Here is a 26,144-nt window from a genome sequence, read left to right as displayed (position 1 = left end):
AACAGCCAAAAGCGATAAGCTGATGGCTAACATCTTAAGAAAAATGATTAAAGACAGCATAAAGAAAGTACTGGTATTGGGTTCTGGAGCACTTAAAATTGGTGAAGCAGGGGAGTTTGACTATTCTGGATCTCAGGCATTAAAAGCAATGAAGGAAGAAGGTATTTATACGGTACTTATCAATCCGAATATTGCAACCGTACAAACTTCAAAAGGAATTGCCGATCAAATTTATTTTTTGCCGGTTACTCCTCATTTTGTAGAACAGGTTATCTTAAAAGAAAAGCCTGATGGAATCCTTTTAGCTTTTGGAGGACAAACTGCATTAAACTGTGGTGTTGAACTATTTAATGCCGGATTATTAAAGAAATACAACCTTCAAGTTTTGGGTACTCCAATCGAGGCCATTATCAAAACTGAAGACAGAGAGATATTTGCCAACGAACTTCGAGGAATCGATGTAAAAACGCCACAGTCATTCGCTGTAGGATCGGTTCCTGAAGCATTAAAAGCTGCTGGAAAACTTGGTTTCCCAATTATTATTCGTGCAGCCTTTACCTTAGGAGGACAAGGAAGTGGATTTTGTTCGAATATGGATGAATTGGAGAAATTGGCTGAAAATGCTTTATCCTATTCAGGTCAAATATTAGTTGAGGAATCTCTAAAGGGCTGGAAGGAAGTAGAGTACGAAGTAGTACGAGATGCATATGATAACTGTATCACAGTTTGTAATATGGAAAACTTTGATCCTCTTGGAATTCATACGGGTGAGAGTATCGTTATTGCTCCTTCGCAAACACTAACCAATTCGGAGTACCACAAACTAAGATCTTTAGCAATTAAGATTATTCGTCACTTTGGTGTTGTTGGAGAGTGTAACGTTCAGTATGCTCTTGATCCTAATTCGGAAGATTATCGTGTAATTGAGGTAAATGCCCGTTTATCAAGATCATCTGCATTGGCTTCAAAAGCAACAGGTTATCCTTTGGCCTTCATTGCAGCTAAACTTGGTTTGGGTTATGCTTTGCACGAGCTTAAGAATGCTGTAACAAAAACAACAACAGCTTGTTTCGAACCTGCTTTAGATTACGTAGTTTGTAAAATTCCTCGTTGGGATTTAAACAAGTTTGAAGGCGTAACCAAAGAGATTGGTTCCAGCATGAAGAGTGTAGGAGAAGTAATGGCTGTTGGTCGTAACTTCGAGGAAGCCATTCAAAAAGGTTTACGTATGATTGGCCAGGGAATGCACGGATTTGTTGGGAATGTTCATTCAAAATTCGAGGATGTTGACCGTGAACTAAGTCATCCAACAGATATGCGTATTTTCTCTATCGCGCAAGCTTTTGAGCAAGGATATTCGATTGACAAAATACATAACCTGACCAAAATTGATAAGTGGTTCCTAAGTAAGCTGGAACACATTACAAAATTGAAATGGGATCTTCAGAAATACAATAACTTACAGGAATTACCTGATGCGTTACTTAAGGCATCAAAAGTATATGGCTTTTCTGATTTCCAGTTAGCACGATTTGTTTTAAAACCTGAAAGAACCGATATGGAATCGGAATTATTACAGGTGAGAAAACATCGTAAAGCAAAAGGGATTGTTCCTGTAGTGAAGCAAATTGATACACTTGCTGCAGAGTATCCCGCACAAACGAACTACGTTTATTTAACCTATAGTGGTGATGAAAATGACATCACTTATGTCGACGATAATCAATCGGTTATCGTATTGGGTTCAGGAGCCTATCGAATAGGGTCTTCAGTTGAATTTGACTGGTGTAGTGTAAATGCACTAAATGCAGTAAATAAAGAAGGTTTGCGATCTGTAATGATCAATTATAATCCGGAAACAGTAAGTACTGATTACGATGTGTGTGATCGTTTGTACTTTGATGAACTTTCTTTCGAAAGAGTATTGGATATCATCGATTTAGAATCGCCTCGTGGTGTTATTGTATCGGTAGGAGGACAGATTCCTCAGAACTTAGCAATGCGTTTGCACAAAGCAGATGTAAAAGTTTTAGGAACGTCTCCAGAATCGATTGATAGAGCTGAAAATCGTCAGACTTTTTCTTCCATGCTTGATGAATTGAAGATTGATCAGCCCAGATGGAATGAGCTAACAAGCAAAGAGGCAATTAATGACTTTATTGATGAAGTAGGCTTTCCTGTTTTGATACGACCAAGTTACGTGCTTTCAGGAGCTGCAATGAACGTGGTTTCGAATCACGATGAATTAGGTCATTTCCTCGATTTAGCCGCTTTGATATCAAAGCAATATCCTGTTGTAGTTAGTGAATTTATTCAGGAAGCCAAAGAGATTGAATTCGATGGTGTAGCTAAAAATGGTGAAATAATAATTGATGCGATATCGGAACACGTAGAGTTTGCCGGAGTTCATTCCGGAGATGCTACTTTAGTTTTTCCTCCGCAAAAATTGTACTTCGAAACCATTCGCAGAATTCGTAAGATTGCAGCTAAAATAGCAAAATCACTTAATATTACCGGGCCATTTAATATGCAGTTGCTGGCAAAAGATAATGACATTAAAGTGATCGAGTGTAACCTGCGTGCAAGTAGAAGTTTTCCGTTTGTATCAAAAGTTATGGACTTTAATTTTATTGAAGTTGCCACTCAAGCAATGTTAGATGTTCCTATTCCAAACAATTTGCCATCAATGTTTGAGTTGGAGCATATTGGAATAAAAGCATCTCAATTTTCCTTTTCAAGACTCTCGAAAGCAGATCCTGTTTTGGGTGTAGATATGTCTTCGACAGGTGAAGTTGGCTGTATTGGATCAGACTACTACGATGCAATACTAAAAGCCATGTTATCTGTTGGTTACAGAATACCGAAGAGTGCAATATTAATTAGCAGTGGTCCTATTCGCTCAAAAATAGAGCTTTTGAAAAGCGCTAAAATGCTCGAAGAAAGAGGACATAAATTGTATGGTACAAGAGGTACTGCAAAATTCTTGGAAGAGAACGGTGTTACCATCGAAAGTGTAGGTTGGCCTGATGAAGATGTTGCAATAACTGCTCATAATTTAATTAAAGAGCGTAAGGTTGATTTGGTTATTAACATACCAAAGAACTTAAGTAAAACGGAGTTGAATAATGATTATTTAATCAGAAGAACTGCAATTGACTTGAACATTCCATTGGTAACCAATGCTCGTTTGGCATCAGCCTTCATCTATTCATTCTGTAAAAAATCAATAGAAGATTTAGGAATAGAAAGCTTTAGCGATTACGTAGATAAAAAGCAGGATTGGTAAAAATGTATTACTTGTAATGCTGTAGATATTTAAATTGACCTGATAGGAATGGAAGCCTATCAGGTCTTTTTATTCATCAAATTTATTTAGCTTTAAGCTTTCAAATACGAATAATTAATGAAGAACTATATATTTACTTTAGTATTTAAAGTCCGCGATTACGAGTGCGACATTCAGGGAGTTGTGAATAACTCTGTGTATCAAAATTATTTGGAGCATGCACGACATGAATTTTTAGAATCGATTGGAAATAACTTTAAGGCATTACACGAGCAGGGAACAGATGCTATGGTTTCGAGAATTGAGATAGATTATAAAACATCATTAACTAGTGGCGATGAATTTGAGGTACGCTTAAATATTGAGCGGGAAGGAGTGAAGTTGGTGTTTAATGAAGACATTTATCGATTATCAGATAATAAACTTTGTGCAAAGGGGAAAGTTTATACAATATGCCTGGTAAATGGACGCCTCTCCAAAGGCGAAGTTTTTGATGAACTGTTTGCTGAATATCTGGTTTAGATGAAAAGGAATTTTGACACAAAAAAAAGAATCAGCAACCAACTGATCCTTTTAAAACTAATTTTTAACCTTAATCTAAATCTATGATAAAACTACTTTTTCTTATTTCTAATCTATACCCTAAAGATAAGGCAAACAGTGGTTAATAGCTCCTAATGAACGTTAAATAAGATTAAAAGAACAACTAAGACGATGAAAGAATCCAATCTGTTTATTCTATAATATATCGCTTAGCTTTTATTTTTGTAAGTATTGATTTCTTTGAAATCTTTCTTTAACTTGCAAGTAAGAAAACCTCCAGTTATTAAATACCACCAAAATTTTAGGACATCACAATTGTAACGTTAAGGATGCTTCGTGCGTCTATATTATAGTTGTGAAATTCTAAATAAAGAAATCATGTTTGATCTTGATAAGTGGCAAGAAATTTTTGAAACCATTCGAAAAAACAAACTACGAACTATTCTTACAGGTTTCAGTGTTTCCTGGGGTATATTCATGTTAATCATTCTATTAGGGTCAGGGAATGGTCTTCAAAATGGTGTTTTGAATCAATTTCAGGCAGATGCTGTAAATAGTCTTTGGATTTATAGTGGCAGAACTAGTATTCCATTTAATGGTATGAAAGCTGGTCGACGAATTCAATTTACCAATGAAGACTATCAAAAAACAAAAGATTCCGGCTTAGATGTAGATAAAATAAGTTCTAGGTATAGCATTTTCAGAAATAGTCAAATCTCCTATAAAACAGAATTCGTTAATTACAATATCATTGCTGTTCACCCAGATACAGAGACCTTAGAAAGTACTTCGAACCTAAAAGGACGATTCTTGAACGATATAGATGTCAAGAATTTTAGAAAGGTGGTAGCCATAAGCACGGTAGTTGAAGAAGCCTTGTTCAAAAGAGAAGAGCCCATAGGCAAATACGTGAAAATAAATGGAATTCCATTTCAGGTAATTGGTGTTTTTACAGATTATTCTGAAAGAGATTTACAACGCGTATACGTTCCTATTTCGACAGCTCAAAAAGTATTCAATGGAGCAAATCGCATATCAAATATGTCATTCACGACAAATACACCCGATATTGAGTCTCTTCAAGCGATGGAGCAACAATTAAGAAAATCATTTGCTTCCCGGCATAAATTTGACATTACAGACAGAAGAGCTATGTGGATTAATAATAATATGGAAAACTATCAACGAACCATGGCCTTATTTTCCGGAATTCGAATTTTTGTGTGGATCATAGGTGTATTTACGATTATTGCAGGGATTGTAGGTGTAAGCAATATCATGATTATTGTAGTTCGAGAGCGCACCAAGGAAATTGGTATCCGTAAAGCCTTAGGAGCTACACCAAGTTCAATCGTTAGTTTGGTATTATTAGAATCTGTTCTAATTACCAGCGCAGCCGGATATATTGGCTTGGTTCTAGGGGTAATACTTTTGGAAGTGCTGGCACCACATACCCAAATAGAATTTTTCATGAATCCTTCGGTTGATTTAAGTGTTGGCATACAGGCAACTTTAGTGTTGGTTTTTGCCGGATTACTGGCTGGTTTTTTTCCTGCATGGAAAGCCGCTAAAGTAATGCCGATAGAGGCTTTGGCTCACGAATAAAATACTAATCTGAAAATTATAACAGGATGTTTGATAGGGATAGATGGACAGAAGTATACATGGCTCTTAAAAGCAATAAATTAAGAACCTTTTTAACAGCATTTGGCGTTTTTTGGGGAATCTTCATGCTTATCATCATGCTGGGTTCAGGGAAAGGACTTGAAAATGGTGTTTATAATGGGATGGGGGATTTTGCAACAAATTCAGTCTTTATTTGGACCCAACCAACAAGCAAACCCTACAAAGGATACAAGCAGGGTCGCAGGTATCATTTTACAAATCAAGATACGAAGGCTATTTTGGACAATATCCCTGAAGTAAAACTGTTGGCACCCAGAATTCAAGCTCGTGGTGGCGATGGCGATAATAATGTTATAAGAGGTTTGAAAACTGGAGCTTTTAGTATTCTAGGTGATGTTCCCGACGTAAATTTAATCGATCCGGTAACCATAACTGATGGTCGGTTTTTGAATCAGGTTGACATTAATGATACGAGGAAAGTTGCTGTAATTGGCGATCGGGTTATTGAGGTTTTGTTCGAAAAAGACGAAGATCCAATAGGGGAATACATCAAATTGAACGGAGTTTTTTTTCAGGTAGTTGGAACATTTAAATCCATGCATAATCAGGGATGGGGAGAATGGCAGGATCAATGTATTTTTATTCCTTTTACTACTCTTCAAAAAACATATAATTATGGGAACAGAGTAGGTCATTATTCAATTACCTCAAAAGATGAGTACACTGCAACCTTTGTAGAAGAGAAAGTTAAGGCTTTACTTAAAAGGCGTCACTCAGTTCATCCCGACGATGATCGGGCTATTGGCAGCGAGAATGTAGAAAAGGAATTTATTAAAATCAACAATCTGTTTATGGGTATAGCAGGATTAATCTGGATCGTTGGTATTGGAACCCTTATTGCCGGTATTATTGGTGTAAGCAATATTATGCTTTTTATAGTGAAAAAGCGAACCAAAGAAATCGGAATACAGAGAGCGTTAGGTGCTTCACCATCAATGATAATAAGTTCTATATTAACCGAATCGGTTGTATTGACAGCTATTGCAGGATGGTTTGGGCTTGTTTTTGGCGTAATTATATTGGAACTTTTAAATAAAGCACTTGAGAGTGGTGGAGGTGATAATTCCATGTTCACAAATCCAGAAGTCGATTTTAATGTGGCAATGATTGCTCTGGTAATTTTAATTTTCGCAGGGATTTTTGCTGGCATAATACCTGCGAAACGTGCCATGGAAGTTCGTCCTATTGAAGCAATCCGTGATGAATAAATTAAACATCTTTTTCAACTTATATTATTGCTTAGTATTATTCTTTAACTGAGATCACATATTATATAATTGAAAAATGGACAGTCTATTTAAGAAATTAGCTTCTGTAATCTTGATTGCAGAAGCTAATTTATTTACCTGTAGGTCCAAAGACTTGCTGTTACGAATGTTTTCTTTATTTTTAATGCAGAAAAGTAGCGTTTAGTGGAATAAATGGTCATGCTAAACGAACTTTAGGGATAGTGAACCGTATGATGTAAAATGATATTGTATTATTAAACAGTTCATTAGATCCATTTTTATTACTTATGTGCTAGGTTTAAATAATAATTATTGATCTGTGTACCCAAGGTTATTATGTGTATTTTTAATACATTCATTTTCGAGAGAAAATATTGATGAGAAATTCAATTAATAATTCAATGAAAAGACCTTTACTCTTTGTAGTATTTTTTTTATTGTTATTTGCATCGGTTGTAATGGGAACATTTAGCCGATTATCTGCTAGTGAAAATTTTAAAGATGATGTTTTTTCAGAACTAGCGACGCTTCCCAACTCACCACCTCCAGTACCTATTAATGATTTACCTTGCGATGCAATTTCTCTTTCAACCAAATTACTCTGCACATATGCATCCTATGATAATCTAGAAGCAACAAATAGTGAAGATTTTGATAGCACAATCCCTAATCCAAGTTGTGGGAATTATAATGGTGGCGATGTTTGGTTTACGGCAAAGGTTCCTAGCTCAGGTGAAATAACAATAGAGGTAAATTCTCTTTCTGGCGGGATTGGACAATTGAACTTTATTGTTTACAGCGGAACTTGTACTTCTTTATATGAAATTGGATGTTATCCAAGCACTATTACTAAATCAGACGATTTTACAGGAAGAACTCCGCATGAAATACTCTTTATAAGAGTATATGACGAAGGAAATGATGAACTCGTGAATTTTCAAATTTGTGCCTCGGGTCCCTGTGCAGATGTAGTTGCAGATGCTGGTTTCGATGGAGAGTCCTGTGATTTAAATTTTACCTTTAACGCGACAGGATCTGGTGAATGGAGTGAGATTTCAGCGCCTCAAGACGGCAGCATAATATCATACAGTCCGAACAATACTGATTCTATTGCCAATGTTGCAGTATCAACCATTGGGGAATATGAATTTGAATGGAAGGTAACTAATGGTGTATGTACTGATACGGATACAGTTATGGTTGATTTTATTCAGCCACCTTTTGCTGTGCTTGATTCAATTAAAAAAGTTTGTTCCAAGCTTGTTGATTATTTAACAGCATTGCCAAGTGTTGGTACCCCAGTGTGGAGGCAAGAATCTGGACCAAGTTCAGCTGTCTTTGATTCGACTACATATTATACTTTCTTTAAACCAGAAATTACAGTAACTGAATATGGTACGTATGAGTTTATATTAAATGTTACAAATCGTAATTGTTCTGCCGAAGATACGATTATTATGGTTTTTTATGAAGAACCAACAATTGCAAGTGTTGCTGGACCATTAAATAGTTGTGGTACATTAACCAGCGAACCTCTTAGCGGAAACACACCTTCGGTTGGCATTGGAACATGGTCACAAGTCTCTGGTCCCGGAATTGCAACATTTAGTAATATTAATTCTGGTAATGCAACTGCAACTGTTGATGTAAAAGGTGAGTATTTATATCAGTGGTCTATTAGGAATGATTCTTGTCCAGCTAGTACTGCAGATATTTCGGTAAGTTATTACGACAGCCCAACAAATGCAAGTGTTGGGATTGATCAAGAATATTGTAATGTACTTACAAGTTTAAGCTTGGGTGGCAATACACCAGTAGTTGGAATTGGCTCATGGTCGCAAATATCAGGAACTGGCACATCAACTTTTAGTAGTAATAATTCTGGTACTTCAACCGCTACTGCAACTGATTACGGAACTTACGTTTACAGGTGGACAATTGGCAACGAAACATGTGATTCAACCCGAGCGGAATTAACGGTAAATTTCTATGAAACACCAACTGCTGCAAGTGTAGGTTCCGATCAGGATATTTGTAGTACTGATATTATTACGACTCAAAGCGGAGCATTAGGAGGCAATAATGTATCTCTTCCAATGCTGGGAACTTGGTCTCAAGTCTCAGGTCCAGGAACAAATACAACAACATTTAGTGATGTTAATTCAGGAAACTCAACTGCGACCCCAACTGATTATGGAACTTACGTTTACAGGTGGACAATTGGAAACGGAAATTGTGATTCAACCAGAGCGGAATTAACGATAAATTTCTATGAAATACCATCTATCGCGAGTGTTGGAGAAGATCAGAATCAATGTGCTACACTAACAAGTACAAGTCTTGGTGGAAACGAACCAACTGCAGGAACAGGAACATGGTCCCAAGTCTCAGGTCCCGGCACAAACACAACAGCATTCAGTGATATTAATTCAGGAAGCTCAACTGCGACCCCAACTGATTACGGAACCTACGTTTACAGGTGGACAATTGGAAATGGAACCTGTGATTCAACCCGAGCGGAATTAACGGTAAGTTTCTATGAAAAACCAACTGCAGCAAGTGTTGGTTTCGATCAGGATATTTGTAGTTCTGATATTCTTGCGACTCAAAGTGGAGCATTAGGAGGCAATAATGTATCTCTTCCAATGCTGGGAACTTGGTCTCAAGTCTCAGGTCCTGGAACAAATACAACCACATTCAGTGATATTAATTCAGGAAGCTCAACTGCGACCCCAACTGATTACGGAACTTACGTTTACAGGTGGACAATCAACAATGGTACTTGTACACCAAGCACAGCAGATATAACTGTGAACTTCTATCAGACACCTACCACTGCTACAGTTGGGAGCAGTCAAGATCAATGCGGAACTTTAACAAGTTTAGGTTTGGGTGGAAATACTCCAACAGCAGGAACTGGTTCATGGTCGCAATTTTCTGGTCCGGGAACAAATACAACCACATTCAGTGATATTAATTCAGGAATTTCTACAGCTACTGCAACTGATTACGGAACTTACGTTTACAGGTGGACAATTGGAAACGGAACCTGTGCTTCAACAGAAGCGGATATAACAGTGAATTTTTATCAGACACCAACCACTGCTACAGTCGGGAGCAGTCAAGATCAATGTGGAACATTAACAAGTACAGGTTTAGGTGGAAATACTCCTGTGGTTGGAACTGGCTCATGGACGCAAGTATTAGGAACTGGTACATCAACTTTTAGTAATGATAATTCTGGTACTTCAACCGCTACAGCAACAGCTTACGGAACTTACGTTTACAGGTGGACAATTGGCAACGAAACATGTGATTCAACCCGAGCGGAATTAACGGTAAATTTCTATGAAACACCAACTGCTGCAAGTGTAGGTTCCGATCAGGATATTTGTAGTCCTGATATTCTTACGACTCAAAGCGGAGCATTAGGAGGCAATAATGTATCTCTTCCAATGCTGGGAACTTGGTCTCAGGAGTCAGGTCCGGGAACAAATACCACAACATTCAGTGATATTAATTCAGGAAGCTCAACTGCGACCCCAACTGATTACGGAACTTACGTTTACAGGTGGACAATTGGCAACGGAACCTGTGACTCAACCCGAGCGGAATTAACGGTAAATTTCTATAAAACTCCAACTGCAGCAAGTGTAGGTTCAGATCAGGATATTTGTAGTTCCAATATTCTTGCGACTCAAAGCGGAGCATTAGGAGGTAATAATGTATCTCTTCCAATGCTGGGAACTTGGTCACAGGTATCAGGTCCGGAAACAACAACATTCAGTAATATTAATTCAGGAAGCTCAACAGCCAGACCAACTGCTTACGGAACTTACGTTTACCGCTGGACAATCAACAATGGTACTTGTACTCCTGAAACAGCAGATGTAAGCGTAAACTTTTATGAATCTCCAACCACAGCTACAGTTGGGAGCATTCAAGAACGATGTGGAACATTGACTAGTACAAGTCTTGGAGGAAATACTGCTGTGGTTGGGACTGGAATATGGTCTCAAGTCTCAGGTCCCAGCACAAACACAACGACATTCAGTACTATCAATTCCGGAAGTTCTACGGCTACAGCAAGTGATTACGGGACTTACATTTACCGGTGGACAATTGGTAACGGGACTTGTACGCCAAGCACAGCAGATATAACGGTGAACTTTTATCAGACACCATCGGTTGCCACAGTTGGTAGCAGTCAAGATCAATGCGGAACTTTAACAAGTTTAGGTTTGGGTGGAAATACTCCAACAGCAGGAACTGGTTTATGGTCGCAATTTTCTGGTCCGGGAACAAACACAACCACATTCAGTGATATTAATTCAGGAATTTCTACAGCTACTGCAACTGATTACGGAACTTACGTTTACAGGTGGATAATTGGTAACGGAACCTGTGACTCAACAGAAGCGGATATAACAGTGAACTTTTATCAGACACCAACCACTGCTGCAGTTGGGAGCAGTCAAGATCAATGTGGAACATTAACAAGTACAGGTTTAAGTGGAAATACTCCTGTGGTTGGAACTGGCTCATGGTCGCAAATATTAGGAACTGGTACATCAACTTTTAGTAATGATAATTCTGGAAGTTCTGCGGCTACAGCAAGTGATTACGGAACTTACATTTACCGGTGGACAATTGGCAACGAAACCTGTGATTCAACCCGAGCGGAATTAACGGTAAATTTCTATGAAACACCTAGCACTGCAACAGTTGGGAGCAATCAGGATCAATGCGCTACACTAACAAGTACAAGTTTGGGAGGAAATACTCCTGTGGTTGGGACTGGAACTTGGTCTCAGGAGTCAGGTCCTGGATCAAATACAACCACATTCAGTGATATTAATTCAGGAAGTTCTACAGCTACTGCAACTGATTACGGAACTTACGTTTACAGGTGGACAATCAACAATGGTACTTGTACACCAAGCACAGCAGATATAACGGTGAACTTCTATCAGACACCAACCACTGCTACAGTTGGGAGCAGTCAAGATCAATGCGGAACTTTAACAAGTTTAGGTTTGGGTGGAAATACTCCAACAGCAGGAACTGGTTCATGGTCGCAATTTTCTGGTCCGGGAACAAATACAACCACATTCAGTGATATTAATTCAGGAAGTTCGACAGCTACTGCAACTGATTACGGAACTTACGTTTACAGGTGGACAATTGGTAACGGAACCTGTGCTTCAACAGAAGCGGATATAACAGTGAATTTTTATCAGACACCAACCACTGCTACAGTCGGGAGCAGTCAAGATCAATGTGGAACCTTAACAAGTACAGGTTTAGGTGGAAATACTCCTGTGGTTGGAACTGGCTCATGGACGCAAGTATTAGGAACTGGTACATCAACTTTTAGTAATGATAATTCTGGTACTTCAACCGCTACAGCAACAGCTTACGGAACTTACGTTTACAGGTGGACAATTGGCAACGAAACATGTGATTCAACCCGAGCGGAATTAACGGTAAATTTCTATGAAACACCAACTGCTGCAAGTGTAGGTTCCGATCAGGATATTTGTAGTCCTGATATTCTTACGACTCAAAGCGGAGCATTAGGAGGCAATAATGTATCTCTTCCAATGCTGGGAACTTGGTCTCAGGAGTCAGGTCCGGGAACAAATACCACAACATTCAGTGATATTAATTCAGGAAGCTCAACTGCGACCCCAACTGATTACGGAACTTACGTTTACAGGTGGACAATTGGCAACGGAACCTGTGACTCAACCCGAGCGGAATTAACGGTAAATTTCTATAAAACTCCAACTGCAGCAAGTGTAGGTTCCGTTCAGGATATTTGTAGTTCTGATATTCTTACGACTCAAAGCGGAGCATTAGGAGGCAATAATGTATCTCTTCCAATGCTGGGAACTTGGTCACAGGTATCAGGTCCGGGAACCACAACATTCAGTAATATCAATTCAGGAAGCTCAACTGCCAAACCAACTGCTTACGGAACTTACGTTTACCGCTGGACAATCAACAATGGTACTTGTACTCCTGAAACAGCAGATGTAAGCGTAAACTTTTATGAATCTCCAACCACAGCTACAGTTGGGAGCATTCAAGAACGATGTGGAACATTAACCAGTATAAGTCTTGGAGGAAATACTCCGACAGCCGGAACTGGCTCTTGGTCGCAATTATCAGGTCCTGGTACAAGCACATTTAGCAGTGTTAATTCCGGAGGTTCTACTGCTACCGTAACTAATTACGGAACTTACGTTTACAGGTGGACAATTGCTAATGAAACTTGTACTTCAAGTAGGGCAGATATAAGTGTAACTTACTATCAAGCACCATCCTTAGCTAGTGTTGGAGTAAATCAGAATATTTGTAGTGATCTTTCAAGCACAAGTTTAGGGGGTAATACTCCATGGGTGGGTATTGGTTCTTGGTCTCAGGTTTCGGGCCTTGGAACAACAATATTTAGCAATGTTAATTTCGGAAACGCAATAGCGACGGCAAGTCAACCTGGCTCTTACATTTACAGATGGACGATTAGCAATGGTTCTTGTACTTCAAACAAAGAGGATATTGTTGTCAATTTTTATGAAGGACCAACTGTTGCAAGTGCAGGAGGTGATCAAAGTTATTGTGACGTATTAAGCAGCATAAGCTTAGGTGCAAATGCACCAACAATTGGAAGTGGGTCATGGACACAGATTTCAGGACCTAGTTCTACAATTTTCAGTTCAACCACATCCGAAAATGCTATAGCTACAGTTACTTCTTACGGAACTTATTTGTATCGATGGACAATTGCCAATGGAATCTGTATAAGTACAGATGATGTTACCATTAATTTTAATCAAACTCCTGTTTCTTATGCCGGTACAGACGATAATATCTGCGGAGGAAGTAATTATGCAATTTTAGGTAGTACTTCATCAAATGGAATAATTGCGTGGAGTACTAGTGGGAGTGGAACATTTGATGATAATACAATCGATAATCCAACTTACAATTTTGGAAGTGATGAATCAGGGATTATAAAGCTTACTAAGACTGTCGGAAATCTTGGATGTTCGTCTGTGAGTGATGATATGACGATTACATTTATACCTGGACCAACAGCTAACGCAGGCACAGGAGGGAATGAATGTGATCTTGATTTCACGTTGTCTGCAGTCGCTAGTGTAGGAGTAGGGACATGGACTAATACGGGAGGATTAGGCAATGCAGTGTTCTTACCTGATGCCAATACTCCTAATGCAACGGTAAATGTAGATTCTTACGGTACATATGACTTTACCTGGACGGAACTTAGTAACGGTTGTACTGACAGTGACAATATAAGTATAAGTTTTTTTCAGCAACCTGTTGCTGATGCTGGAGTTGGTGGAGATGAATGTGCTTTTGATTATACCCTTTCAGCAATTTCAAGCTCAGGGTTAGGATCATGGACAAAAGAATCTGGTCTTGGAAATATTAGCTTTTCTCCAAATGCAAATGATCCCAAAGCAATAGTTACTACTGATATATACGGATCCTATAAATTGAGATGGACCGAAACGAACGGATCTTGCATGGATTACGATGAAATAATTGTTAATTTTTATGAGCAACCTATTGTTGATGCCGGAACAGGGGGAGGTGAATGTGATTTAGATTTTATTTTTAATGCGATTCCTAGTGTTGGATCAGGAAAATGGACTCAGGTATCTGGACCCGGAACATCAAGTTTCTTTCCGAACAGTAGCTTATCTGCAAGCACTGTTACTGTAAGTAATTTTGGTTCATATCAATTTTTGTGGACAGAAACCAATGGGAATTGTACCGACTCTGAAATAATTGATGTTGATTTTTACGATCAACCAGTTGCAATCATTGGTAATGGAGGAAATATGTGTGGTTTAAGCTTTTCGTTAACAGCAACACCTAGTGTTGGAAATGGTACATGGACAAAAATCTCAGGCAGTGGTAATGCTTCTTTCTCGCCAAATTCAAATTCCGCAAATAGTGTTGTCACAGTTGATGCTTATGATACCTATTCATTTAGATGGACTGAGGACAATGGTTCGTGCACAGCTAGCGATGAAATAATTGTTAATTTTTATGAGCAACCAATCGCTAATTCAGGTTTTGGAGGTGATCAATGTGGACTTGAATACTCTCTTTCAGCGATCCCAAGTGCGGGGCTGGGTGTTTGGCAAAAAATATCAGGAAATGGGAATGTTGCATTTACGCCAAACGCTAATTCTCCCGATGCTACTGTCACTGTTGATGCATATGATAGCTATCAGTTTATGTGGACTGAAATTAGTGGAGAATGTTCCGATAATGATATTGTCAATATCATTTTCCAAGAACAGCCCATTGCAAATGCAGGACTGGATATAAATATGGTATTTGCAGATCAAGTTCAGTTAAATGCTGTTTTATCAACAGATGGAACTGGTGAATGGACAGTTATAAGTGGTAATGCAAATTTATTTGATCGATTCTCGCCGAATACTTTTTTAGATAAACTTGGCTTAGGTGAAAACATCCTTCTCTGGACAGAAACGAATCAATTTTGCAACGATTCTGATGAGATAAAACTAGCTGTAGATAAATTATTCATCCCCACAGTAATAACACCCAACGGAGATGATCGAAACGAGTATTTTATTATAAGAGGATCGGATAATTTGAGCGATATTCAATTAAGTATTTTTAATAGAGGAGGAGTTGAAATATTCACAGATAAAAATTATAAAAACAATTGGAATGGTCTTGACAGAAATGGTATTAAACTCCCAATGGACACATATTTTTATGTGATTAAATTGAAAACAAACAAAGTGTTTAAGGGATACGTAGTTATAAAGAGATAGAATGAGAAAAACGATTATCATCATATTTTGGCTTCTTGTTCCTCTATTCATATTTGGGCAGAACACCCAATTTACGAATCAATATATTTTTAACCCTATCGTATTAAATCCTGCTTTAGCAGGAAGTGGTGATGCTTTAAGTGCCAGCTTTTTGTACCGTAATCAATGGGTTGGATTCAAAGGCGCACCCAAAACTCTATCATTTTCCGCTCATTCCCCAATGAGAAAGCAAAATATGGGTTTGGGAATTTCCATAATTAATAATCAAATTGGCGTCACTAACGAAACAAGTCTAATTGGTAATTACTCTTTTCGAATTAAAATGAAAAATGGGAATTTAGCAATGGGCTTAGGTGGTGGATTTATAATGATGAATACTGCCTGGACTGAATTATTGGCAAATGATCTTAATGATGACTTAATTCAAAACAATTCACCAACCTACTTAATTCCGGAAGTAAGTATTGGAGCATACTATTCAACAGCAAAATATAATATTGGTTTTTCTGTTCCGTATATGCTTTCCTATACGTTCAATTCCTCCAAAGATAAATATGATGTCAAAAACGATTTTTCAAAGTACAATTATATTATAACTGGAGATTATACATTCAATTTACAACAAAACTTAAAAATGGTTCCAAGTCTGATGCTTAAATATCAAAAAGAAAGCGAAGCAGATTTTATTATTATGAGTCGACTAATTTATTTGGATAAATTTTCTGTAGGAACGGCTTATGATAGCGAACGAAAACTATTTAAAGGAATGTTTCAAGTTCAATTAAACAAACAGTTCATATTAGGCTATATGGCTGATTTTAATTCAACTATATACAATAAAACTAGCCTTGGAGCACACGAATTAATGCTTCGTTATGATTTTAAATATACTATTAAAGTTCATAGTCCTAGAAATCTATAAAGCACAAAAGATCAAATGATGAATAGATTCTTTACCGTAATACTATTACTACTATTTAATCTGGTTTCTCCTTTTTTTGTAAGTAGTCAGTCTGCAAATTATGAGGTTAATTTAACTGCATTTTGTTCTGCTCAGGACGATGAATATTCATCAGCATATTACAGAGATGGAATCGTATTCTGCTCAAATAGAAGAACTGATCTTTTTGTGACCTTTTCGACTCCTGATGACAAAGAACTTTTTAATATGTTTTACGTCCCTACACAGGGCGATAGTTTAGGCAAAACGCCGGTAATTCTGTCCACGCAATTAATGACCAATTTTAATGATGGGCCAGCATGCTTTGGAGCTAATGACTCAATGATTATATTTTCACGAAACAATGAGGTATCTAGTAAAAAACGAGATACAAAAGATGATAATAATAAACTTGGATTATTTACATCCTATTTAAATGCCAACATTTGGAGTGATCCAGAACCTTTCGCTCACAATAGTTTTGATCATCATATAACAATGCCTTCATTAAGTGAAGATGGATCAAAATTGTTCTTCGTATCTGATATGTCAGGTGGATTGGGAGGATTGGATATCTATATGTGTGAAAAGATTAATAATATATGGAGTACGCCCAAAAATCTGGGATCTAAAATCAACACTAAGAAAAATGAAAGTTTTCCATTTATTTCACCTTCCGGCGAACTATTTTTCTCTTCTGATGGGCATAACGGTTTAGGTGGCTTAGATATTTTCTCAAGTAAAATGAATCATGGTGAATGGGAAGAAGTCCTTCATATTAATTCGCCAATTAATTCAGAATCTGATGATTTTGGTTTAATTACTGACCTTAATTTTGAAAAAGGTTATTTTTCAAGTAATCGAAATGGGGGAGATGATATTTATGATTTTAAAACTCTATTTCCTCAATTTACTAATTGCGATACAATTAAAGAAAATCAATATTGTTTTCTTTTTTACGATGAATATTACACACCTGTAGATACCAGTAAAACGTATTATGAGTGGGGATTTGGTGATGGTATTAAGATAAAAGGAAAAGAAGCTGAACATTGTTATGATGGACCAGGAAAGTATACTGTAGAACTAAATATTATTGACAAACGAACAGGGGAGGTGTTCATGAGACAAACAACTTATGAGTTTGAACTACTTGATTTTGAACAGGCTTATATAACTTCTGTTGATGAAGCTTTAACCCAGACAGAGGTGATTTTTGTTGCATCTGAAACAAATTTACCTTCCGTTAATTTGGAAAAATACTTTTGGGATTTTGGTGATGGCATACTTGCTGAAGGAGTTAAGCAAAATCACTCTTACAATAAAAAAGGTATTTACAAGGTAGTTTTGGGTGTTGTAAGTGAAAAAGACAGTTTAGGATATATACAAAAAGTTTGTGTCGAGAAAAACCTGGATATCGTTAATAATCCAACAGCTTTAATGCTGATGAAATCGGAAAACAACTCGAAAGACATGAAAAATATAGTATCAGCAGATGGAAACTATATTGTGACTCAACAACTTGAAGATTTAATTATTTCCATACCTAAGCTAGCTCTGCTATATCCCGATTCAAGAAGTATTTTGAAGGCGTTCGATTTGGCTTTCTTTGAATCTTTTGAAAAGGAAAAGCAGTTTATTATTTCGAACACTCTTAAAAATGAACTTAATGAAGACGATTTAAACAGCAACCCGGCAAAAGCCCTGGCTCTTAGAAGTGAATTGAGTTCAAATAGAAAAAGTAATGCAAAAATTCTATTAATTGAAAAAGAGTTACAAGCTCTCTCATCTCAATTTCAATATTCAATTATAGAGCGGGAGAATCAATCTTTTTCAAAATCGACTAAGCCGATTTTGGATCGTCTGCTAAAAATTTTACTGTCAAATCCAATGATTGAACTAAAAATTGGATTTCACGTAAGTACCACAAGTAATCAAGGTCTTGATATCGCAAGCAAAGCAGCCCAGAAAATTGCTGATTACCTTATAGATAATGGCGTTGAAAAATTCCGATTACGCACTGCTGTCTATGAAATTACAACCGAAATAGACGAAGAGAATAAAAATACGAGTAAATTAGAATTTATTGTTGTCAAGGAATAAGCCTTACTAAACCCAGAATAAGAATGTCACGATTAAAAATAATTATCTTCTGTATATTTGTTTATGGTTTTTTATCATATAGTAAAAGCCTAAATGCCCAGTCTGTTCCTGCAGCAGAAGAAAATATACCTTATCTTGTTACCTTCGGGGCTGATGCGGAAACCTCCTGGGGTGATGATGATTTTTGTCAAATATATTTTTTCTTAATCCCTGAAAATCATACAGAACCAGTTTACTTTAGAGTTTTTGATCCCGAAATAGGAGGTTACAATGATGAACAAAAAGGAGAGTACAATACAAAAGTTAATTTTTCTGTATATGGAGGATTTGAGTGTTGGTCTAACAAAGATGCACAGAATATAGACCCTGTTGGTAAATTTGATAGTGGAAATCTTTTGGCTTCTGTGAATTTTGAACAGGATACTAAATATGATAACGCCTGGTATACTTTTGGCCCATTTAATCCTTATGAAGGAGAAATGATAGAAAAATTTGGTGGTCGAGTTTTCAAAGTTATTGTAACAGGTAAATCGGGTGATGATGGAAATCTCTACAACTTCTTTTTGAGCACCAACTCAAAAGAAAATAAAGAAGTTGAAGGTGGGAATGTTTTCACTTATGAATATACGTTTCGACTTTCAAATGACATGAATGATATTTCACAAATTTATCCTTTCGCAGATGACAAAACAATTTCAGTAGAAGTAACCAATTTTGATTGGGATAATGACGGTTATATTCGAATTAATTCTGTTGCAAAAAACGGAATGCTTTGCGACCTATCAAGTGAAGATCAATGGATTAGAAATAAATTTCCGATTGGTGATAGAGAGAAAAATTCTTCTCTGGAAATTCAATTTATTAAACGTCGTACCATATTGGTAAAGAATAATAATGTAGTTATTTCAATTAAAAATCAGTATGGAGAAGCTCTTCCTTTCTTTTCGATACCAATTGGAGGTGTGCCTGTGTACACACCAAAAATAAAAATGAAAGCATTAGGTAAAAAGAGGAAGAACTGAAAATAATTATTTGAATGAAACAGAATAAAATTTTAATCAAACTTATTGTACTATTTTTCTTAGTCAATCCAGTATTTGTTTTTTCGCAAGAAAACGAATTTATCAACTTTAGCGTTGATGATGGATTAGCTCAAGCTTATATCTATAATATTACTCAAGATGCGAAAGGTAATTTATGGATTGGCACAGGTAATGGTTTATCTAAGTATGATGGTTATACATTCCAGAATTTTACCGAACAAGATTCTCTAGGTGGAAATTTCATTACCTGTGCTTTAAAAACGGATAAAGGATTATGGTTTGGTCATTTGAATGGCCGGGTAAGCTTCTATGATGGTATTTCTTTTAACTACTATGTTAATGAAACGAGCAGTATCGTTGATATTGAGCAAGATTTTGAAGCAAACATATGGATTGCCAGCCAAAATAAAGGTTTTATAAAATTCAAAAACAAAACAGCAAAAGGTGAATTGTATCAGAATTCCTTTCAGAACCATGTTTTTACTTTTAAATTTATTGATAAGAACAGCCTATTAGTTGGAACCTCGGAAGGACTTAAATTGTGTCAGTTAACAACTGACAATGAAATTGCAGTAAAAAATGATATTTCTGAAATACCTAATGGGAAAGTTGTAGATATAATTAGATCGGAAAAAAGCGATAAATTTTATATTCTAACTGAAAATGATGGTTTATTTCGTATAAGTATAGATTCTGATAATTATAAAGTTGATGAAATTGCTGATAATAATGACTTTTCGAGAGCTCAGAATTTATTTGAAGATAAAGAGGGCAATTTATGGTTGGCTTCTTTAGGAAATGGTGTTTTTAAACTTAAATTTTCAAACAATAGGGAACTTGCCGAAGTGAAAAGATACGGGGATAACAATGGCTTGCTAACCAATGCTGTTAAATCTGTTTTTGAAGATCAGGAAGGAAATATTTGGATAGGTAAATATGGCGGAGGTTTAAGTCGATTAATTCCCTCTGCAAATTCGTTCATAAATTTCGATGAAGAAAAATACAGCAATAGTATCCATTCTATATGCATTACCGAGAAAGTAAAATGGATTGGGACAGGACAGGAACTTCTTAAAGTTGATCTAAAATCAAATAAGGTATTACATTCCTATGATGTGAATGGTTCTTTGGAGAATGACAAGATCACTGCTATTGCTGATTGGAAAAATACTGAACTTTGGATAGGCACTGAAAAATCAGGCGTATATCGTTTGAATTATAAAACAGGGATTATTAAATCACAATTTTTACGACTTGGGAATTTAGAGAAATCAATCAATTCTATTATCGCTGAAAACCAAAATGTTTGGATTGCAACACAAAAGGGACTCTGTAAATACAATTTGGATACAAATAAAAAAAAATGGTTTACTATGCAGGAAGAAGGACTTCCGCATAATTCAGTAAATCACATTCTAAAAGATCATGAAAAACGTATTTGGGTAGGCACACTAAGTAATACGTTATCATATATACAGGATGATGAATTAACAAACATCCACTTAGCCAATAGCAATAGCCTTCTAAATATCACTTCAATAGCGGAAGATAAAGATGGTCTTATTTGGGTTGGAACTCAAGGAAATGGCATATATGTAATAAATAAGGATTCAATAATGAATATTAATTATCGGAACGGATTATTATCTGATTATTGTTACTCCTTGAATAGTGATAAAGAGCGTATGTGGGTTACTCATAGAGGAGGAGTAAGTCAAATTCGGCTTTCTGATTACCATATTAAAACGCTTCAGAAAAATGCCGGTCTTCATTCATCAATAGAGTTTAATAAGAATTCTACAGCAAAAGAAAAGGATAATATTTTATACTTTGGATCCAATCAAGGAATCTATACATATGATATTTCTAAAGAATTAAATCGTGCAGTTCCTCCAACTTTAGATCTTTCATTTTTAAAGGTAAATGGTGACGAATATGAAATTAATAAAAACCTTGTTCTATCACCAGGCTACTATAAAATTCAGATTGGATATAAAGGAATTAATTTAAATGAACCAGAGCTCATTAAATATCAATATGTATTGAAAGGTTATGAGAATGATTGGTCTGCACCTGATAATAGAAGAAGAGTAGATTACAAACAACTTGGATCAGGAGATTATGAATTTATTTTAAAAGCAGTGAATGGCAATGGGATAGAATCAATTCAACCCTTACGTTTTAAAATAAAGATTAAATACCCTTTATGGCAAAAAACATGGTTTCAATTATTATCTCTTGCCGGACTTATTTTTGGGATTTATCTAATGGTCGTGCTCAGAGAAAAGAATCTTCGTCGGATTCAAAGAAAATTAATTCAAAATCTTGATGATAAAACCCGAGAAGTTATTGCTAAAGAAGAAGTAATAAAAGAGCGAAAAAGAACAGAGAAAGAATTAATTCAGGCCAAAGAGAAAGCAGAAGAATCTGATCGTTTAAAAACAGCATTTTTATCAAATATGTCTCATGAAATAAGAACTCCTCTAAATGCCATTGTTGGGTTCTCAACGATGTTGCAGGAACCTAATGTAAATCCAAATTCAAAAGGCAGATATATGTCTATTCTTAAATCCAATACAAATGATTTATTGTGTTTGATTGATGACATTATGGATATTTCAAGCATAGAGGCCGGACAGCTTAAGATTAAAACTCAAGATTGTAATTTGCATGAGATTTTAACTGAATTGTATACAGTTCATGCAAAGAAAATATCGGAATTAAAAATGGAAGATTTAGTCCTTAATTATATTGAAAAACATACAGACCTTATCATTCAATCCGATTCGTTGCGATTGAAGCAAATTTTATCAAATTTAATTGGGAATGCAATAAAATTTACTGAAAAGGGAACCATTGATTTTGGTATTGTATATCATAAAAATGGAATGGTTAAGTTTTTTGTGAAGGATACAGGAATTGGAATTTTAGAAAATCAAAAAGAGGTTATTTTTGAACGATTTAGAAAAGAGTTTAGAGATGGTTGGAAGAAATTATATCGCGGAGCAGGATTAGGCTTGGCAATTTCAAAAAGTTTGGTGGAATTACTTGGTGGCAAGATAGGTGTAGAATCTGTTGCTGGCGAGGGTTCATATTTCTATTTTACTTTACCTGTTAACTTAAATTCTGAGAATAGACAATAAATGAAGAGAGTAAAAAGATATTTTGATAAATTGTTTCAGTTTTCACAAAAGATGTTGTAGAAATAATTGAATGAATAAAACACATATATACCTATTAAAGAGATTGTTTTCGATAATGATAATTTTCCTGTGTCAGAATATACTCTCTGCTCAGGATAATCGATTTATTAATTATGGTGTCGATCAAGGTCTTCCTCAAGCATATGTATATTCTATAAGTCAAAATTCAGAAGGGTATTTACTGATTGGAACCGGAGATGGACTTGCAAGTTTCGACGGAATTAATTTCACTAATTACAATACATCAGATTCTCTTGCCGATAACTTTATTTCATGTAACCTAAATACTCCAAAAGGAGAATGGTTCGGACATATGAATGGAAATTTAAGTTTTAAAAATAAAGATGGTTTCCATAAATTAATTCAGAACTCTAACTCAAAGAGTAGTGTGACGGATATTCATATGCATAGCTCTGGAAATATATGGTATTCAAACCAAACTGACGGATTATTGCAAGTAGTTAAGGACGAGTCGGTTGAGCCTGTAGTTTTCACAGACGGTGCTTTCCCTGTATTTTCATTTGAATTTATAAATGCAAATGAACTTCTGGTTGGTTCTATTGATGGTTTAAAGTATTGCCGTATCAATGAAAATAATGAACTGGTTATTGTTAGTGAGGTAAATGAAATTAATCAAAATAGAATTAATTGTATTTGCAAAGACAAAAGTGAAACTGGGTTTTATATTCTTAGTGGCAATAAGAATATATATCATTTAAGCATAACAAAAGAAGGTTTTTCAACTACAAGAATTGGTGCCGATTTAAATATGGATGGTATTCAAAATATTTTTGAAGATCAATCTTCCAATTTGTGGATCTCTACATTTGGTCAAGGTGTTCATAAATTAGCAAAAGATTCTGTCGGATTTCATCTTGATAAAACTTTTGATGCATCGAGTGGCCTCCAAAGTGACAATATAAAACTCGTTTACGAAGATTCTGAAGGAAATATATGGATTAGTGTATATGGGAAAGGTCTGGCGCGTTTAATTGATCCTGCATATACTTTTTATTCTCCAAACGAAGAAACTTACGGTTCTGAAATTTCAGCCATATCAATAGACAGTAAGTACGAATGGTTGGGGACAGACAAAGGATTGCTGCGAAGGGATGTTTCAAATTACAATGAAGTTAGGTTCTATGATAGTTATCGGGGCTTACCATTCGATAAAATAACGGCTCTATATTGCAGGGATGAAAATGATTTATGGATCGGAACAGCAAAAAATGGTGTCTATCGATTAAACATCAAAGAAGATAAATTAATTCGACAGTTTATTGCCAATGGAATACTGGAGAATTCTGTTAATTCAATTACAGGAACCGAGGATCAGATATGGATTGCAACTAAAAAAGGAGCTTGTAATTATAATTTATCAACGAATGAGTTTTCCTGGTATACGATAAGCAAAGGCGGACTTCCACATAATTGCGTTAATCACATATTCATTGATTCCAAAGATCGAGTTTGGATGTCAACCCTAAGTAATTCAATTGCTTTTATACAAAATTTGGAGTTAACAAAATTTGATTTGTCTGCCGATATTCGTTCTATCACTGAAGATTCTAAGGGAAATGTATGGATTGGCACATTAGGGAAGGGAGTTTTTATCTACCAAGAAGATTCTATTACAAATCTCACTGTAAATGATGGCCTCTTATCAGATTATTGTTACTCTTTAACTGTGGATAAGCAAAATAGAATATGGGTAAGTCATCGAGGTGGATTAAGTCGAATCAATACACCTGATTTTAAGATCAAACGACTCCAAGAGAATATTGGAATTAGCAAGAGTGCTGAATTTCAAATTAATTCAAGTTTCATCGATAAAAATGACAATTTATGGTTTGGATTCAATCGCGGTTTGGTAAAGTTTAATCCATTACTCGAAAAATCAGTAACATCACCTCCAGTACTAAAGATTAAGTCTATTAAAATTAATGATGAATCAGTCCCACTTAACGAAAAGATTGTATTGTCGCCGGGTAGATATAAAATATACATCGAATTTGTTGGAATATATTTTAAAGAACCGGAATTAGTTAAGTATCGTCATCTATTTGAAGGATATGATGAGAAATGGACCGATTTCACAACTACTAATAGTGTAATTTATCACGGTGTTAGTGATGGTAATTTTAATTTTATTCTTGAAGCTTCAAACGGAGATGGTATTAGCAATAAATATCCTGTAAATATTAAATTTCACATTAAAACTCCTTTCTGGAAACAGGCATGGTTCTATTTGGTATTAGCATTCCTTTCGATAATATCAGTAGTGTTCTATATTAAAAACAGAGAAAATAAATTAAAAAGAGAAAATCATATTTTAGAGGAAAAGGTTAACGAAAGAACAATTGAAGTCGTAAAACAAAAGGAGAAGATAGAAAAGCAGAGAGATCTAATAAAAAGCGCAAACAAAGACATTACAGATAGTATTAAGTATGCGAGTAAAATTCAGGCTGCAGTTATTCCTCCGGCTAAATATTTAGAGAAGGTTCTTACTGAAAGTTTTATAATAAATCAACCAAAAGCAATTGTAAGTGGTGATTTTTATTGGTTAACTAAAGTGGATGACAAAACAATTGTAGCTTTGGCAGATTGTACTGGTCATGGTGTCCCTGGAGCTTTTATGAGTATGTTGGGTATTACTATGCTAAATGAAATTGTGAACCATAAAAAAATAACCAGCGCAAGCGAAATTTTAAATCAATTACGTAAGAATATCATCATTTCGTTAAGACAAAGTCATGACGACACAACTCCTAGTGATGGTATGGATATATCATTAATAGTAATAGATCATGCTAAAGATAGACTAACTTTTTCAGGGGCATTCAACCCACTTTTAATTGTGCGCGACAATAAAATCACAACCTTAAAGGCTGATCGCATGCCAATTGGGATTTATCATCAGAATAATATTGATTTTACAAGCCGTGAAATAGACTTAAACACAGGAGATATGCTCTATTTATATACTGACGGATATCCAGATCAATTCGGAGGTGAAGATGATCGGAAATTTACAACTCGTCAATTTAAGAATGTATTATTGAAAATTCACGAGAAACCAATGATGGTGCAGAAAACAATTTTAGAACGCACTATGGAAAAATGGATGAATGGAACGGAGCAAATCGATGATATTACAGTAATGGGAATTCGAATTTAACTAATGTTTATTACTGAATGATAGTGTAATTTATCATAAATATACTAACTTGAAAAACAATAACAAACAATCGATTTTTTTATATTTAAA

General features: G+C 35.7%; 10 protein-coding genes. All 10 read left to right on the top strand.

Annotated elements, in window-relative coordinates; all coding sequences use genetic code 11:
* Positions 1 to 22: 22 nt before the first annotated feature.
* The 10 genes from carB (at position 23) to ALGA_RS20590 (ending at position 26,054) form a co-directional block, all read left to right on the top strand.
* Positions 23 to 3,286, top strand: coding sequence for a carbamoyl-phosphate synthase (glutamine-hydrolyzing) large subunit (carB, locus tag ALGA_RS20635; RefSeq protein WP_231706004.1), 3,264 nt, complete (start codon positions 23 to 25; stop codon positions 3,284 to 3,286).
* A 117-nt stretch (positions 3,287 to 3,403) separates the two neighbouring features.
* Complete coding sequence (locus ALGA_RS20630; protein WP_096432530.1) at positions 3,404 to 3,808, top strand: acyl-CoA thioesterase; 405 nt, start codon at positions 3,404 to 3,406, stop codon at positions 3,806 to 3,808.
* Between the two features lie 399 nt (positions 3,809 to 4,207).
* Entirely contained in the window at positions 4,208 to 5,434 is a 1,227-nt protein-coding gene (locus ALGA_RS20625; protein WP_096432528.1) for an ABC transporter permease, read from the top strand.
* 26 nt (positions 5,435 to 5,460) lie between these two features.
* On the top strand, positions 5,461 to 6,723 hold the full coding sequence (locus ALGA_RS20620; RefSeq protein WP_096432526.1) for an ABC transporter permease: 1,263 nt from the start codon (positions 5,461 to 5,463) through the stop codon (positions 6,721 to 6,723).
* Between the two features lie 422 nt (positions 6,724 to 7,145).
* Positions 7,146 to 15,587, top strand: a complete 8,442-nt coding sequence (locus ALGA_RS20615; protein ID WP_145957692.1) for a gliding motility-associated C-terminal domain-containing protein — start codon at positions 7,146 to 7,148, stop codon at positions 15,585 to 15,587.
* A 1-nt stretch (position 15,588) separates the two neighbouring features.
* The gene (locus tag ALGA_RS20610; RefSeq protein ID WP_096432522.1) at positions 15,589 to 16,509 is read left to right on the top strand and encodes a PorP/SprF family type IX secretion system membrane protein; all 921 of its coding nucleotides are present in this window, start codon (positions 15,589 to 15,591) and stop codon (positions 16,507 to 16,509) included.
* 18 nt (positions 16,510 to 16,527) lie between these two features.
* Positions 16,528 to 18,630: a PKD domain-containing protein gene (locus tag ALGA_RS20605; protein WP_162845503.1), complete on the top strand. Its 2,103-nt coding sequence runs from the start codon at positions 16,528 to 16,530 to the stop codon at positions 18,628 to 18,630.
* Between the two features lie 23 nt (positions 18,631 to 18,653).
* The gene (locus ALGA_RS20600; protein WP_096432518.1) at positions 18,654 to 19,652 is read left to right on the top strand and encodes a hypothetical protein; all 999 of its coding nucleotides are present in this window, start codon (positions 18,654 to 18,656) and stop codon (positions 19,650 to 19,652) included.
* 14 nt (positions 19,653 to 19,666) lie between these two features.
* Positions 19,667 to 22,816, top strand: a complete 3,150-nt coding sequence (locus ALGA_RS20595; RefSeq protein ID WP_096432516.1) for a sensor histidine kinase — start codon at positions 19,667 to 19,669, stop codon at positions 22,814 to 22,816.
* Between the two features lie 115 nt (positions 22,817 to 22,931).
* Positions 22,932 to 26,054: a ligand-binding sensor domain-containing protein gene (locus ALGA_RS20590; RefSeq protein WP_162845502.1), complete on the top strand. Its 3,123-nt coding sequence runs from the start codon at positions 22,932 to 22,934 to the stop codon at positions 26,052 to 26,054.
* Positions 26,055 to 26,144: the final 90 nt, after the last annotated feature.

This window comes from Labilibaculum antarcticum (assembly GCF_002356295.1).
Taxonomy (GTDB): Bacteria; Bacteroidota; Bacteroidia; order Bacteroidales; family Marinifilaceae; genus Labilibaculum; species Labilibaculum antarcticum.
The sequence above is the reverse complement of the archived record's forward strand: the minus strand, read 5'-3'. Positions and strand labels throughout refer to the sequence as shown.

Bases quoted from the DNA above. Each gene is read 5' to 3' on its own strand.
- ALGA_RS20605 (WP_162845503.1), top strand. From the start codon at position 16,528: ATGAATAGATTCTTTACCGTAATACTATTACTACTATTTAATCTGGTT.
- ALGA_RS20595 (WP_096432516.1), top strand. From the start codon at position 19,667: ATGAAACAGAATAAAATTTTAATCAAACTTATTGTACTATTTTTCTTA.
- ALGA_RS20590 (WP_162845502.1), top strand. From the start codon at position 22,932: ATGATAATTTTCCTGTGTCAGAATATACTCTCTGCTCAGGATAATCGA.
- ALGA_RS20620 (WP_096432526.1), top strand. From the start codon at position 5,461: ATGTTTGATAGGGATAGATGGACAGAAGTATACATGGCTCTTAAAAGC.
- ALGA_RS20625 (WP_096432528.1), top strand. From the start codon at position 4,208: ATGTTTGATCTTGATAAGTGGCAAGAAATTTTTGAAACCATTCGAAAA.
- ALGA_RS20610 (WP_096432522.1), top strand. From the start codon at position 15,589: ATGAGAAAAACGATTATCATCATATTTTGGCTTCTTGTTCCTCTATTC.
- carB (WP_231706004.1), top strand. From the start codon at position 23: ATGGCTAACATCTTAAGAAAAATGATTAAAGACAGCATAAAGAAAGTA.
- ALGA_RS20600 (WP_096432518.1), top strand. From the start codon at position 18,654: ATGTCACGATTAAAAATAATTATCTTCTGTATATTTGTTTATGGTTTT.
- ALGA_RS20615 (WP_145957692.1), top strand. From the start codon at position 7,146: ATGAAAAGACCTTTACTCTTTGTAGTATTTTTTTTATTGTTATTTGCA.
- ALGA_RS20630 (WP_096432530.1), top strand. From the start codon at position 3,404: ATGAAGAACTATATATTTACTTTAGTATTTAAAGTCCGCGATTACGAG.